General features: G+C 60.1%; 10 protein-coding genes. 3 read left to right on the top strand and 7 right to left on the bottom strand.

What is annotated here, in order from left to right; genetic code table 11:
- Positions 1-155 precede the first annotated feature (155 nt).
- From ggt (GV829_RS09095) to GV829_RS09075, 5 genes are all read right to left on the bottom strand, one after another.
- Entirely contained in the window at positions 156-1,877 is a 1,722-nt protein-coding gene (gene ggt, locus GV829_RS09095) for a gamma-glutamyltransferase (RefSeq protein WP_246202798.1), read from the bottom strand.
- On the bottom strand, positions 1,874-3,607 hold the full coding sequence (gene ggt, locus GV829_RS09090) for a gamma-glutamyltransferase (protein WP_246202797.1): 1,734 nt from the start codon (positions 3,605-3,607) through the stop codon (positions 1,874-1,876). Before ggt (GV829_RS09090) ends, ggt (GV829_RS09095) begins: the two co-directional genes overlap by 4 nt.
- The gene (locus tag GV829_RS09085) at positions 3,604-4,872 is read right to left on the bottom strand and encodes an FAD-dependent oxidoreductase (RefSeq protein WP_281356118.1); all 1,269 of its coding nucleotides are present in this window, start codon (positions 4,870-4,872) and stop codon (positions 3,604-3,606) included. Before GV829_RS09085 ends, ggt (GV829_RS09090) begins: the two co-directional genes overlap by 4 nt.
- A gap of 103 nt (positions 4,873-4,975) precedes the next feature.
- Entirely contained in the window at positions 4,976-5,869 is an 894-nt protein-coding gene (locus tag GV829_RS09080) for a LysR family transcriptional regulator (protein WP_169946000.1), read from the bottom strand.
- Positions 5,870-5,931: 62 nt separating this feature from the next.
- Complete coding sequence (locus tag GV829_RS09075) at positions 5,932-8,925, bottom strand: TonB-dependent receptor domain-containing protein (protein ID WP_169945998.1); 2,994 nt, start codon at positions 8,923-8,925, stop codon at positions 5,932-5,934.
- Positions 8,926-9,096: 171 nt separating this feature from the next.
- Here GV829_RS09075 and GV829_RS14395 point away from each other — a divergent pair, with 171 nt between their 5' ends.
- Positions 9,097-9,219 carry a hypothetical protein gene (locus tag GV829_RS14395; protein WP_281356117.1) on the top strand — a complete coding sequence of 41 codons (123 nt, stop codon included), beginning with the start codon at positions 9,097-9,099 and terminating at the stop codon, positions 9,217-9,219.
- Positions 9,220-9,429: 210 nt separating this feature from the next.
- Here GV829_RS14395 and GV829_RS09070 read toward each other — a convergent pair whose 3' ends face one another.
- The gene (locus GV829_RS09070) at positions 9,430-10,173 is read right to left on the bottom strand and encodes an IclR family transcriptional regulator (protein WP_169945996.1); all 744 of its coding nucleotides are present in this window, start codon (positions 10,171-10,173) and stop codon (positions 9,430-9,432) included.
- A gap of 471 nt (positions 10,174-10,644) precedes the next feature.
- On the opposite strand from GV829_RS09070, the gene GV829_RS09065 reads away from it, so the two are divergent.
- Together GV829_RS09065 and surE are read left to right on the top strand one after the other, a co-directional pair.
- Positions 10,645-12,882: a TonB-dependent receptor gene (locus tag GV829_RS09065; protein ID WP_169945994.1), complete on the top strand. Its 2,238-nt coding sequence runs from the start codon at positions 10,645-10,647 to the stop codon at positions 12,880-12,882.
- 26 nt (positions 12,883-12,908) lie between these two features.
- Complete coding sequence (gene surE, locus GV829_RS09060; protein WP_169945992.1) at positions 12,909-13,859, top strand: 5'/3'-nucleotidase SurE; 951 nt, start codon at positions 12,909-12,911, stop codon at positions 13,857-13,859.
- 88 nt (positions 13,860-13,947) lie between these two features.
- Here surE and GV829_RS09055 read toward each other — a convergent pair whose 3' ends face one another.
- The gene (locus GV829_RS09055; protein WP_169945990.1) at positions 13,948-14,595 is read right to left on the bottom strand and encodes a peroxiredoxin; all 648 of its coding nucleotides are present in this window, start codon (positions 14,593-14,595) and stop codon (positions 13,948-13,950) included.
- Positions 14,596-14,663: the final 68 nt, after the last annotated feature.

The following is a 14,663-nucleotide window of genomic DNA, read 5'->3' as shown; positions in this document are numbered from 1 at the left end:
GTCTGGCAGCACGCCCGCATTGAAGCAGTGCCTGGAAGGCCAAGTCTGTAGGGGTCATCGCTGCTACGCAGTCCATAGCCGGGTCGACTGGGCGTGATCGAACAGGTCGCTTTAGCCGAATTTTGCGGCGACAACTCGCGAAATTGGTCGCCCAGTCAGCGGCCTTGGCGATGCTGCGCTACACTACCATCGCGACGACTGTCAGCTGCGGCATCCCAGTGGCCATCACGCCAGAAAAAGCCATGGAGCCCCGAGTCTTCACCATTCACCGGCTGAATCCGAATGCCGCGCTGTGCCAGGGCATCTACCATGCCCGGCGGCATGCGGGTCGTTTCCCCGCTGATGGCGGCAGGTCGCGCGATCAGATTGGGTAGGTCCACCGCCTGTTGCATGGGCAAATGCCAGTCCAGCACGCCAATCAATGTCTTGCCAACATAGGCCGGGATCGCATTGCCGCCCGGCGAACCCAGGGCGCCCAAAAGGCGTCCGCGCCGATCAAGGATCAGGACAGGCGCCATGGATGACCGCGGGCGCTTGCCTGGTGCAATGGCATTCGCTCCGGTCGGCAGGAACGAAAAATCGGTCATTTGGTTGTTGAGGAAAAAACCGTGGACCATACGACCGCTGCCAAAGAAACTCTCAACTGTCGTCGTCATCGACACGGCGTTGCCATGGCTGTCGTGGATGACGAAATGCGAAGTCCCGGCAGGTTCAACAGTTGCGTCGATTGATGGCACCCAAGTTCGTACCGGAGAACCCGCAGCAACGGCGGGAGCTGCTTGCGGCCCGATCAGGGCACGGCGAGCGGCGACATATTGGCGGTCCAACAGGCCCGCCACAGGCACATCAACAAACGCCGGGTCCCCCACATAGGCATCGCGATCTGCATACATCAACCGGCTAGCCTCTGCGAACAGATACCAGGCCTGGGGATTGTCCGGTCCCAAACGGGCGATGCGTGTGCGTTCCAGCATCTGCATCATTTGCAACAGGCCAACGCCGCTTGATGGCGGCGGCATGGTGCACAGGCGATAAACGCGATAGGGCGCGCACAGGGCTTCACGCTGTTGTGGCCGATAGGCGGCGATGTCGGTTACTGATAGGGCACCCGGGATCGGCGCCGCACTTGTTCGCGCGACAATGGCCGATGCAACCTCATCTTCATAGAACCAGCGTGGCCCGCGCACCGCCAATTCGCGGACGAAGGCAGCATAGGCGGGATTGCGCAGCGTGTCGCCAACGTCGATCAACTGCCCATCTGGGCGGGTAAAATATGCCTGCACGTCAGCCATGCGATTTTGTGCAAACGGGCCACGGACAAAGCGGGCCAAGCGCTGGGAAACCGCAAAACCCGCATCAGCACGCGACGCCGTGCTCTCGAACAGGCTCGACCACGGCAATCGCCCGTGCTGTTGATGCGCCAGGCCCAGCATGGCGACCACCCCGGGCACTCCGGTGGCACGGCCTGATGTCATCGCGATGCCGCGCGTCAGCGGCTGACCATCGTCGCCAAGGAACATGGTCGGGCTGGCACCTGCCGGTGCTGTTTCCCGCCCGTCATAAGCAGAAACCCGGTGCGTTGTCCCGTCATAGCGCAGCATGAAAGCGCCACCACCCAGCCCCGAACTTTGCGGTTCGACAAGGCTGAGCATTGCCTGAACCGCAATGGCGGCATCAACCGCGTCCCCGCCGCGACGAAGCACCTCCATGCCGGCTTCGACTGCCAGTGGATGCGCGGCCGAAATAACCATGGGCCGCGGCTCGGGGCGCGACGGACCGGCCAAAGCCATGGCTGGAAGCAGATTGCCCAGCATGGCAAACAGCGCCACGCCAAGCCCGGCAGACCTGATACGCAAATGCCATCCGGTCCACATCATGGAGCAACCGCAAGGGCGCCAGGTCGCCGTGGGTCGGCAGCACCGAGATAAAGTCCATCCGCGATCATGATCGATTGCGCACTGCCCATCGTTTGATCCGACGTGATCCTGTGACCCATCGCTGTCAGCAAGCGCACCGTGTCAGGATTGAAATTGGGTTCGACCCGCAAGACGTCACGCGCTTCCTGGAAAATACGTGGTTGATGGGTGGCCTCGTCAACATTCAGGCGGAAATCTACGACATTGACGATGATCTGCAACACCGTGTCGATGATCGTGCTGCCACCGGGCGTCCCGGTGACCAGCCATGGGCGCCCGTCCTTCATCACAAAAGTGGGCATCATGGTGGACAACATGCGCTTTCCAGGAGCCATGGCATTGGGTGGCATTGGCAGGCCGTCTCGCAGGGCAGCCGCAGCGCCACTGTGGTCAAAATTGTTCATCTGGTTGTTGAGCAAAATGCCGGTTCCGGCGATCATCACCCCTGAGCCGAAATCCGCACCCAATGTATAGGTCGTCGAAACCACATTACCCTGTGCATCCGCGACCGAATAATGGGTCGTCGAAGGGCTTTCATGGGCCAGAGGATCGCCGGTGCCCATGGTCGCCACAGGCGTGGCCATGGCCGGATTGATCAGCTGCGCTCGTTCCGCAGCATAGGATTTCGAGATGAACCCGGCCAATGGTGTGGACACAAAGTCGGTATCACCAAGGAAGCGGTAGCGGTCGAGATACCCCAGTTTCATGGCTTCGGCCATGATGTGCAGCGATTGCGCCGATCCGGCACCGCTTTGCGCCAGATCGAAATGTTCAAGAATGTTGAGCATGTTGAGCAAAGTCGCCCCACCGGCGCTGGCCGGTGGAGCCGTGACCACCTCCATCCCGCGATATGTCCCGCGCAAGGGCCTCCGTTCAACCGCCCGATAGGATGCAAGATCCTCCAGCGTTATCAGCCCTCCATTGGCGGCCATGTCGGCGGCGATCCGTTGTGCAACCGGTCCGCGATAGAAGCCGTCGGCGCCGCGCCGCGCAATCTGGCGCAAGGTCCATGCCAGATCGGGCTGCCGCACCACTTCCCCTGCCCGGTAAAGTGACCCGTCAGGCTTATAGAAAGTCGCCCTTGCCGCTGTACTGGTCGACAATCGCTCCCGCCCCCAACCAAAGACGAAGGCCTCGTCAGGCGTCAACCTGACGCCGTCCCGCGCGAGCGCAATCGCGGGCGCGACGACCTCGGCCCAGGGCAGCCGCCCATAACGCTGATGCGCCATGTACAGACCAGCGACCGTGCCCGGCACGGCGGGCGCCAGATAGCCACGGGTAGCCACCGCCGCTTCACGCCCCTGATTGTCGACAAACATTGACAAGGTGGCCGTGCGTGGTGCCACTGAACGGAAATCAAAGATCACGTCCTGGCCAGTCGCGGCATCATGGACCAGCATAAAGCCGTCTCCGCCGATATTGCCCGCACGCGGCAGCGTGACCGCAAGGACAAAACCCATGGCCACGGCTGCATCAATCGCATTGCCGCCGCGCCGGATAATCTCGGCACCCGCCTGCGACGCCAGCGCATTCTGCGACACCACCATGCCCTGCTCGCCGACTACAGGCGAATGGATACTCGGATATTCGAGCAATTGCCGCTGTTGTGCCGCGAGCGGCTGCATGTTGCCCGCCAGCATGGCGGCGATCATCAACCAAAGTCTGGCAATCATCCTGATCCTCTTGGTCATGCCGAGACTCCCTGCAGCAATTGTTTGGCGATACGTTCGGCTGATCCCATGGCAAATGTCCATCCCAACATGCCGTGACCGATGTTGATCGACACACGCCCGCTGACCTGGCGAATATCCGGCAAGGATGTGGGCGACATCGGCCGGATACCGGCCCATTCCCCACGTGCCCGTCGATAATCAGCCGCGCCCGGCAATGCCTCTTCGGCGCCTGCTTTGAGCGCCCGCACCTGATCAGCAGCAAGCCGCGTATCCATACGCCCCAGCTCCGCCAATCCTGCCACGCGAACAGTGTCGTCCAAGCAGCAGAATACCATTTTGCGAGCCACATCGGTGATGCTGTGCACAGGGGCTATCGCTCCTGCGGGAGCATTGAATGAATAGCCCTTCATTCCCATCAAGCCGGAACGAACACCCAGAGGGGAAAGGAGAGACTTTGCATCGATACCGGCACAAACAACAACATGGCCCGCCGTCAACACCTCTCCACTATCCAGCATCAGTTGCGCCGCATTACCATCGTCTGACAGTTGCATCACGGTCGAGCCAAGGCGGCTGACGACGCCATAGTCACGGGTCAGTACTTCATTCATGGCGGCACAGAACAGATGGGGGTCGCCCACCTCCTCCTGTGGGGAGAATATCGCACCGGCAATCGGCGCCTGTCGTCCGGCCAGTGCCGGTTCGATTGCCCTTGCGTCCGCGTCGCTCAACACCTCCTGCATCGCACCATGGCGGCGCTTGAGCTCCACCATCCGGGCGGCACTGGCGAAAGCCCCCTGATCCTGGTGAATATGGAGCTTGCCTGCCTGTCGGTGATGAAAATCGAGCGGGTGTCGTTCAAGCAGGGCGTGCATCGCCAACCGCGATTGCAATCCCAATTCCAGTCCGGCCAAGGTGTTGGCCTCGAACCGAGCCTGGGTCGCGTTGCGCAGAAACGTCAAAAGCCAGCCAATCTGACTGGGGTCAAAGGACGGTCGCAAACGAAAAGCCGGATCGAGCCCCAGTGCAAGAGCAGGCAAATGCTTGATCAACGCCGGATTGGCCAACGCATCGGTGTAGACATAGCTTAGCTGGGCGCCATTGGCGAACGAGGCACCCATGCCTGGCGACAGGTTGCGATCAATGATTGTCACCGCCAGTCCGTCACGTGCCAGGCAATAGGCCGTAGCCATGCCAACCACTCCCGCACCAATGACAATGACTGAGCGGGAAGATCGTCCAGAGGTATGAATCTGAGCGTGAGGCAACGGGGACAAGTACATCCCGCAATGCTACGCTCGCCCCGTCACGAGGCAAGGGCACCCCCCACATAAAATGGTGGGCTTTGCATAACCTTCTTTTATGGGAGCCAGCCGGACGGTCCGCTCATCGGGCGGTCTGCTGATTGAGGATCCGCTGGACCAACTTGACGAAGCGAACACCCAATTTCGACAATGGCCGGTCTTCCAGCCACACCGCATGGACGCCGAAGGGCGTGGCTGGAGACAGCGGCAAGACGTCGATCGATTGGTTTGCCATCGCACGCCCGGTATATTCGTCCATGATGGCCACGCCTACACCATGCCGAACCAGTGCAGCGGCGACATAATAAGTGGACACGGAGGCCACCTCTCGCGGTTCAACTTGGGCGAGGGCAAGGGCGTCAGCTACAATGGCACCAATCGGTCCGCTGGTCGTCACACCTATCATGTCAATGCCATCGAGCCGCGTCAGGTCCACAAGCCCGTCACCACTGTCAAACCGGCCGCGCGGAGCGACCAGCACAAGCTGTGCCTGCGTGAGCAACTGTTGCTCCAGACGGGGCTGAACGGGAGGCGCATAAGCAATCGCCAAATCACATTCACGCTCATAGAGCGCGCGCAGCATGTCATGATGGTGCAGAGTCTTGATATCAAAGGTGACGTCCGGATGCTGGGCACGAAAACCTGCGACGGCGGCAGGCACTATATCGAGGCCTAGCGAGGGCACTGCACCGACTCTCAAGTGCCCGGCACCGGATTTCCTGAGATTGGATGTGGCCAGTTGCAGGGACGAAATGCGCTGGAAGACCTCATCAACCTCCCGAAACAAGGCATGGGCCTCGTCAGTGGGCACAAGCCTGCCGCGAACAAGCTCGAACAGCCGGATTCCCAACTGGCTTTCCGTGTGGCGCAGGACCTTGCTTACAGCCGGCTGCGAAACGTGCAGCGAACGCGCCGCAGCGCTTATCGAGCCATTCGAATAGACCGCATGGAATACTTCAATTTGTCTCAGCCGCATTGGCAGGAACTAGCGGCGTGGAACACACGCCGCTACCCTTGAATTGCGATCCGAAACTATGATCAGAAATCCCGCGACAGCTGGAAATAGACAAACCGTCCAACGCCATCATGCAACGACCCGAGGAAGCCATAGTTGGTCGAGGCCAAGGGCGGACGCTGGTCAAACAGGTTGCGTGCACCGACCCGCAGACGTGTGCCTGACAGGATACCCGCATCATCACCCGCGCGGAACTGCACATAGGCATTGACCGTCGTATAGCTGTCCAGCTCATAGAATTGGCCGTTGACCCGTGCTGTCCCTGTATCAAAGACCGGGCCGACATGGTTCACCAACACCCCGGCGCTGAACGGTCCCGACCGCCAGCTGAGGTTGCCCGACATCCGCCAGCGAGGATTGCCATTGACCGCAATCTGGCTGCCGGCCTGTGTGATGGTAATGCCTGTGCCCAGCGTGCCGGCAGCATTGGCGGCGATCAGGGTCGATTGCAGTTCGGATGGTGACTGCTGGAAGCGCAAGAGCTTGGAAGCAGCCAAGTCTATTTCAAATGTGCCCAGGGGCGTGTTGCGCAGTCGATAGTTCAGCGCAAAATCGAGACCGCGCAACCTGCGCGGGCCAAGGTTGAAATAGTTATCCTGAACAAACTGCAGATCGCCGACGATCTGTGTCCCGACCGGTGCGGCACGGACCACATTCGGGTTGCTCCGACCGCTTTGCCGTTCGAGCAGATCGAACAAGATCTGGTTCTGGGCACCTTGCAGGCCAATAACGCCTTCCGAATCCAGCTGCCACCAATCCACGGTCAGAGTCAGGTTACGGATCGGCTGGACCACCGCGCCAAAGGACAAGGTTTCCGCATCTTCCGGACCCAAATCCTGGTTTCCGGCGCGAACTTCCAGGGTGGAGACGCCGCTGCACGGCGTCCCGTTGATCCGGCACTGCGCGAAATCGGTGCGGGTATTGGCGACTTGTGTCCCGGCGCTATAGAATTGGGCGAGGTTGGGCGCCCGGAAACTTTGCGACCATGACGAGCGGAACCGCACGCCATCCATCACTTCCCAAGCCGCCGCGACCTTCGATTTCAGGACATTGCCAAAATCCGAATAATGTTCGTCGCGCACCGCCAGCTGCACATCAAAAGCTTGGACAAGAGGAACGTTCATGTCAGGCGAGACGAGTGGAATGGCCAATTCGGCATAGGCTGACAGCACCGTCCTGCGGGCCGAGACATCCGGGGCCGGACTCGCCCCCATGACATCCGTGCCATACGTGATCCCCGACACCATATCAGTGTAGGTTGTGGTCCCATCCAGCCGGTCATCGCGGTTGTCATTATAGGTCTCGCGGCGGATCTCGACACCGCTGGCGAAGCCGACATCACCGGCCGACGTCGTCAGCAGATCAGGTGTCGAGATGCGCGCGTCCCACGTTGCCAAAGACGTCTTGCCGATCCGGTACACATCAATCAGGAACGAGTTGATTGTTGCCGGATTGCTCGGCGTTGTGTCCCCCAGCGAATAGCTGGTCTGATTACCGCCATTGAACGGGTTATAGGCGTCGGGCGTGGACAGTGCCAATGCCCGCTGGAACAGTGTGTTGCTGATGGCATTTCGCGTGTGGTCTTCGGTGCGTGCCCAGGAATAGGTAAACGCGGACTCCCATTTGAACTTGCCCATTTCACCGCGCAGGCCGAGCAAGCTGCGGACCATGTCATCAGTGACCGTGAAGGTTCGCGGTCCCGTATCCACAGGGCGATATGTCGTGATACGCAGCGCCAGCCCGCCCGCGGGCACATTGGTCAGGCCAGCCAGCCGGTTCGGGTTGGCCACTCCGTTGATGGTAGCGGCGCCAAAAGGGTTATAATAGTTGCTGGCAGGAATGATGATCGGCGCGCTGGAAATCGGTGCCGACTGTTCACGCTGGCCAGTCAGTTCGGCATGATAATAGCCCAGTTCGCCAAACAGTTCGACCGCACCCAATTCCTGGCTGAAGGTGCTGTACAAATTGATCCGGTCGAGCTCGCCGCGAATGGTCCTGTCCGGATTCTCGTCATAGCGCAGAACGCGGCTGTTGGCGCCTGTGATCGTCCCGCTGCGAAGGCACAAATTGCCATTGATGACCGTGCTGGAGCAACCTGCCGCCGTGTTGCTGGTAGGTTCAATGTGAAACACGCCAGATGTTGTCAGGGCGGTTGTGCCTTGCCGGACAGCGGTGACCGGCACAGTTGTAAAACTGCCCCATGGCGAGGATGTGGACCGGTTGTCGAAGGATGTGTCACCCTCCCAAGGCGTGCCGATCAGCGCGGGGCGATGATCCTCGCTGACCGCAAAATCGCGTTCGCTGGTGAACAATGGTGTGCGATGTGTATAGCTGCCAAAGACCATGAAGCGACCGCCGGATTCAGTCGCAAAGCCAGCTTTCGCGGCTACCGTATATTCGCTGGTTCCATCCGCGAAACCATAACGGCCATCGAGCCGGATGCCCTCGAAACGGTCATCAAGCACAACGTTGACCACGCCAGCGACAGCATCAGCGCCATAAATGGCGGCGGCACCATCACGCAGGATTTCCACCCGACGGGTGGCGCCAATCGGCAAAGAATTGGTATTGGCCGTCTGTACCGGCACAAAATTCTCGGTCTGGGTGCCCGGCGTCAGGATCATCCTGCGCCCGTTGAGCAGCACCAACGTATTGCCGGTGCCGACGCTGCGCAGGTTGATCGAGGCATTGTCGCCACGCGCGTCGTTGAGATTGCCTGTCGTCCGGGCTTCCTGGAATTGCACATCGCCCGCCTGGGGAACGGACCGGAACAATTCATCACCGGATATGCCGCCGGTGGCCGCAATCCGTTCGGCGTCAAGTACCGATACCGGCAGTGCGCCCGTGACCCGCGCCCCTTCGATCCGCGAGCCGACAACCACAATGTCGCCTGCACCCTCTGCTCCAGCCGCGGCATTCGCATCCGTTGCCTGAGCCCATGCAATTGTTGGACAGGCCGCGAGGATCGAAGCGCCTGCCAACAGCTGCAATCGGGTTGTCGTCCGTGAAAGTGCCATCTGTAATTTCCCCCGGAATTCGCGCAAGCCGCGCGCCTGTCCACTATCGGATAGTCGCAGTCTTTTGCCCGATAGCCAACGCCAAGGACGGCACAAATTTAATTGGTAATCATAATTAAAGGTTATGGGTTGACTGCATGCCCGAGTCTGACAACGAATTGGGCATCATTTATGAGCCAGCTCTTGTTGCCGGGCATCAGCGTGCACAAGCGCGCTGACATAAGCCACCTGTTCGGCAACCCCAAAGATCATGTCTGCAGTGTTACCGTCCTGCATCAACCTGCCAGCCTTTGAGAGAGGTGCCTTGGCAAACTGCGGGCACGGTCAATCTCCTCCGGCGTGACCAACGAGGGACCGACCGGACCAAATCCGTCATGCTCCTTTCCGTGTCCCAACTGCCGCCGCGCCAGGGATGATTGTCGAGGCGCATGCCCATCGCACCGCCGGCCACATCGCCAGTTCCCACTCAAGACTGCGCAGCCATCGGCTGCAGCCGCGGGAGGACTATGTTTGCAGGGCCATGCCTATGTTGATCCGCCGTGCGGCTTCGACCACCCGCGGGGCCAGCTCCATCAGCTGTCGTTCCCGCAAGCGGTTGGCCGCACCGCTGATCGACAGGCCAGCCAGCGCGCAACCCTGACTGTCAAAGATAGGGGCTCCCACGCTACTGCTGAAAGACGCCCCGCCCCCGACTGAAATTGCAAAGCCCTGTCGCCGTATCTGCGCCAGTTCGGCCGCCAGTTCCTCGGGGGGGATGACATCCGTTTCCGACTTTCTCCTGTATCGAGGCGACTGCATGAAAACCGCCAGCTGATCGGCTGGCATATGGGCCAGAACCGCCTTGCCTCCGCTCGACCAGGTCAAATCCCAGCTCGTTCCAACCGGCAGGAAGATGTTGACGCTCTTTACGCCGTCAATGCGCTCGATCAGCAGGATTTTCTCGCCCTGCAACAGGCCCAGATGCACTGTTTCCCCCGTCTCTGCACGCAGGGCATCCATAATTGAGAGGGCTGCGGTGCGAAGGCCGCTCTTGTGCTCAATGGCTCGCCCGGCAATGGAAATAGGCCTGACAGTCACTGACCAGCGTGGCCGGACTCCGCCATCGCGTTCCAGCCATCCATAAGCCTCCAGGGCCAGAAGCACCCTGTGCACCGTCGCCTTCGGCAGGTCCATCCGCCTGGCCAAATCACTGGCGCCGATTGGCTGCGCTTCGGCCACCCGCTCCACCACCGCCAAGGCAAGACCCACGGGTCGCATCGGCTCCCTTTTGCTCGCGCCGTCCTGACTTGGGACCATTGCCACAGACCATTCCCCCAACATTACAAACCTGGTTTCGACGATGGCTCAATCAAAGAACGCCGATTGTGACAAACGTGTGAATCGCATGACACTGGATCGGACCTTGGCCCGAGAGGGCGGCCAACTGCCAGTTTGTCCCGTATAACGGGACATGATCCTGTTCAATGAGACAAATTTGTTGACCCAAACATTTGTGCCGTCCACCTTTCCCTCCAGCTTGGCGATTCGAGGAAAGGCGAAACTTTCCCGGACTGTCTGGCACGGCCACTTAGGGAGGGTGGCTGGCTTATGAATGACGGGGCGAAAACCTGATATTTTTGGCCAGACGGCGGCATGTTCTTGGCCGCCCCCCCTCCCTTGCGCGGTCACTGTCTGGCCGGGTTGGCCAGCACATTGGTGTTCAGGAGAGAGGACATTGGCATGAACAGGTTTGACACTTCACGTACATTGATCGCGGCGCTGGCTCTAGGCGTCAGCTCTCTGGCACTCGCCACGCCCGCCATGGCCCAGGACACCGACAGCGAAGCCGAGTTCGAAGGCATTGGCGACATTGTCGTCACCGCGCAGAAGCGCGAGGAAAATCTCCAGGACACACCGATCTCGATTGTCGCGCTTGACGCGGGCGCGCTCGAACAGCGCGGTGTCAACTCGCTGAGCGACCTGTTCACCGGCAGCCTCCCGTCGCTTCGTATCTCACCCTTCCTGGGCCGTGCGTCGGCCGTGACGATCGGGATGCGCGGATTGGTCCCGGTCGATGCGACCCAGGTGACGCGCGACCCCACCGTCGGCATTTATGTGGACAGCGTCTATATGGGACGCGTTTCGGGCCTTGGTATGGAATTGTCCGATATCGAGCGCATCGAAGTGCTCCGCGGACCGCAAGGAACATTGTTCGGTCGGAACACGATCGGCGGAGCAGTCAGCGTGGTGACCCGGCGACCGACGGGCGAGTTCGGCCTGGATATGCGCGGCGGGATCGGCAATTACGACAGCCGCATGGTTGCCGCGCATCTCAACCTGCCGAGCATCGGCGGGGTCGCGATCAAGATCGACGGTCTGTATAGCGACCGGGGAGGCCTGGTCCTCAACCCGGATCCCAATTTCCTCGATTACGGGGAAATCCGCAAATATGGGTTCAAGGTCAGCGCCCTTTGGGAACCGATGGACGGACTGTCCCTGCTGTATTCCTATGACCGGTCATATGATGATTCCACCAGCGCCTACAGCGACATCACGGCGACGGATCAGGCGGCTGCAGTCAGGCCCAGCTTCATCACCCTGCGTGAGGGCCGGGTGCGCACGGGCCGGATCGGGGTTCCGGTACTGCGCAATCCGCAACGCGCCAGTGGCCATTCCCTGCTGGCCGAATTGGACCTGACCGATAATCTGACGCTGCGTTCCATTACCGCATGGCGCGAACTCAACTCGGTGCAGTGGGATCAGGACACTGGCGCAGTCACCTCCTGGGGACCCAACCGCACATTTGGGCGCTTGAGCTATGCGCTGGTGGATCAGAGCCAATTCAGTCAGGAAATCCAGCTGCTCGGTGAAGTGGGCGAATTCACCTATGTCGTCGGCGGCTATTATTTCGACGAGGATGGCGCGGACGAAGCCATCGTCTATTCGGCCGGGCGCCTGAACGCGACAAACACCGGCGTGGTGCTGTTTCCGCAACCTATAGCTGATGGTGGCGCCGCGATTCCTGACCGTGCCGCGCGGGTCAATGTCCGATCGACCGCACTTTTCGGCCAGTTTACCTGGTCGCCCGAGGCGGTTGACGGCCTGCATGTGACCGCCGGCCTGCGCTACACGGATGACAGCAAGGAGGGTCTGCTGACCGCCATCCGCGGAGTGAACCCCAACCTCAATTTCGAATTCAGTTCGAGCCGCATCGATCCGATGCTGACCGTCGCCTATGACATCAATGACGACGTCAACGCCTATATGAAGCTCAGCCGGGCCTATCGCGCCGGCGGGGCGAACACCCGCTCGTCTATCCTGCGGCCCTTTGGCGAAGAAGAATTGCTCGCCTGGGAAGCCGGCATCAAGGCCGACCTGTTCGACCGTCGCGCCCGGTTCAACCTGGCGGCCTATACCAGTCATCTTTCGAATCAGCAGGTTGACTTCATCAACCCGGCCTTCGTGTCCAATACAGAAACCGTGAATGCCCCGGAAACCCGCCGCATCCGCGGTGTGGAGCTGGACGTTACACTTGCTCCGGTACGCAATCTGATACTCGGGATGAATTATGTTTACACCGACGCTCCATCGACACCGGTGCGCAACATTTTCTCGGGTGTGATCCAGCAGGTCAGCTCGGCGTTCACCCCGGAGCATGCCGCAACTTTCACCTTTGACTATACCTTCCCACCCTTGTCCTTTGGTGAACTGCGGCTGCATTTCGATGCAAATACCGCCGGCGATTACATCGCCAACAACACCGTCACCTACAAGGCGGATAGCGCCTTCCTGATCAACGGCCGCCTGACGCTGGGCGACATCGCCATGGCAGGGGGCACATTGGAAGTGGCTCTTTGGGCCAAGAACCTTACCAATGTGACGTACAACTATTTCGACTTCCGTGTGGCCACCCGCCAGACGTCGACGATCTACAATGATCCGCGCACCTACGGTGTGCAGGCGCGGATCAGGTTCTGATCGGGGCTGGCAGGGTGCACATACGCATGCTGATGTTCGCCGGGGCAGTGGCATTGGGTGCCGCTGCCCCGGCAGAAGCACGAAACATTGTCCTGACCAACGATGACGGCCTGACCGCGAACGTCAAAGCCCTCTATGATCGCCTCAAGGCGGAAGGCCATGATGTGATTGTTGCGGTCCCATGCTCGCAGCAAAGCGGCATGGGAGGGGCCATGCGCTTCCTTAGGCCGATTGCGCCATTGACGGAAAATTGCGCCAATGACGCGGCGGAAGTGGGAGCCCCCGGTGCCGGACCAATGACGCGCCCGGGGCTCGGTCCGGACTTTTACTATGTCGCGGGTACGCCAGTGATGGCGATGCTCTATGGCATTGATGTCGTCGCGCAATCCCGATGGGGAGGACCGCCCGACATCGTTCTTTCGGGACCGAATATCGGCCAGAATGCCGGCAGCATCGTGATCAGCTCGGGCACCGTGAGCAACGCTCAGTTTGCAATGATCCGGGACATTCCCGCGATCGCGTTGAGCGCAGGCGAACACACAGCCAGTGGCGCTGATCTGGTCAACCCCCAGTCTGTTGAAGTGGCCACGCTCACCGTCCGGTTGCTCGATCAACTCGAACTATCGTCCGGCGGCGGACGCCTGTTGCCCTCTGGTGTCGCCCTCAACGTCAATTTCCCAGATCAACTGGCCAACGCCAGATGGCGGATGAGCCGGATCGGCAGTTACATCCGCTATGACGTGCGGTTTGTGACGGATATGCGCCGACCGAACCCCAATGGAGAACAGGAAGGCCCGGCCCAGCCCGGTGTCGCCATCGGCCGTTCCAACCGCGAACCCGGCCCGGGCCAGGCAGACAATGAAGCAGCGATTGTTGAATCAGACATAGCGGTTAGCGTCATGCAGTTGGCCTATGACGCACCGGAGGAAACGCGCCAGCTGATGGGTCAGACACTGGACACACTGATCGACAATTAGGCCCCACTCCGAAGGGACGACGATCAAGTCGCGATCACACCAGCGACACAACCGGCGGCGTGGGACGCCACCGGTTGCCTCATCTTGATCACAGGGACTTGGTGCTGAAATACCAATCCACATAATCATAGCCTTCGCCGGCGCGGGCGTCGGCTGCGGGCGCGGTCTGCGGCGGCGGCACAATGACCTTGTCGCCCGGCTGCCATCCTTCCGGCGTGGCAATCTTGTTGGCATCGGCCGTCTGCAGTGCCTGCATCAACCGGACAAATTCGGCGATCGAACGACCATTGGACATGGGGTAATAGACCATCGCCCGCAACGTGCCTTCGGGGTCAATGAAGAAAGTGGCGCGCACAGCCTGGGTGTCAGAGGCACCCGGATGGACCATGCCGTATGCGGTGGCCACCTTCATCGAAATATCCTCGATGATGGGGAAGGGTATCTCGACACCGAATTTTTCCTTGATCGAACGCACCCAGGCAATGTGGGCATAGTTGGAATCGATCGACAGGCCGAGCAGTTCGGTATTCATCGCGGCGAATTCATCAGCATGGCGGGCAAAGCCCATGAACTCGGTTGTGCAAACTGGCGTAAAGTCAGCCGGATGGGAAAAGAGGATCAACCATTTGCCACGATAGTCAGCAAGCGATCGCTGACCATGCGTGGTCTTTGCGTTGAACTCGGGTGCAGGTTCGTTGATGCGCGGCATGGCGGCAGGGGTAGCGGGATCAGACATTAAGGCCTCCTTGATTGGCTGAAATCCTAATATGCTATTTTTCTAATTTAGGCTAATCTTATATTATG

The organism is Sphingomonas lacunae (genome assembly GCF_012979535.1).
GTDB lineage: Bacteria > Pseudomonadota > Alphaproteobacteria > Sphingomonadales > Sphingomonadaceae > Sphingopyxis > Sphingopyxis lacunae.
This window is presented reverse-complemented; position numbering and strand designations above follow the sequence as displayed.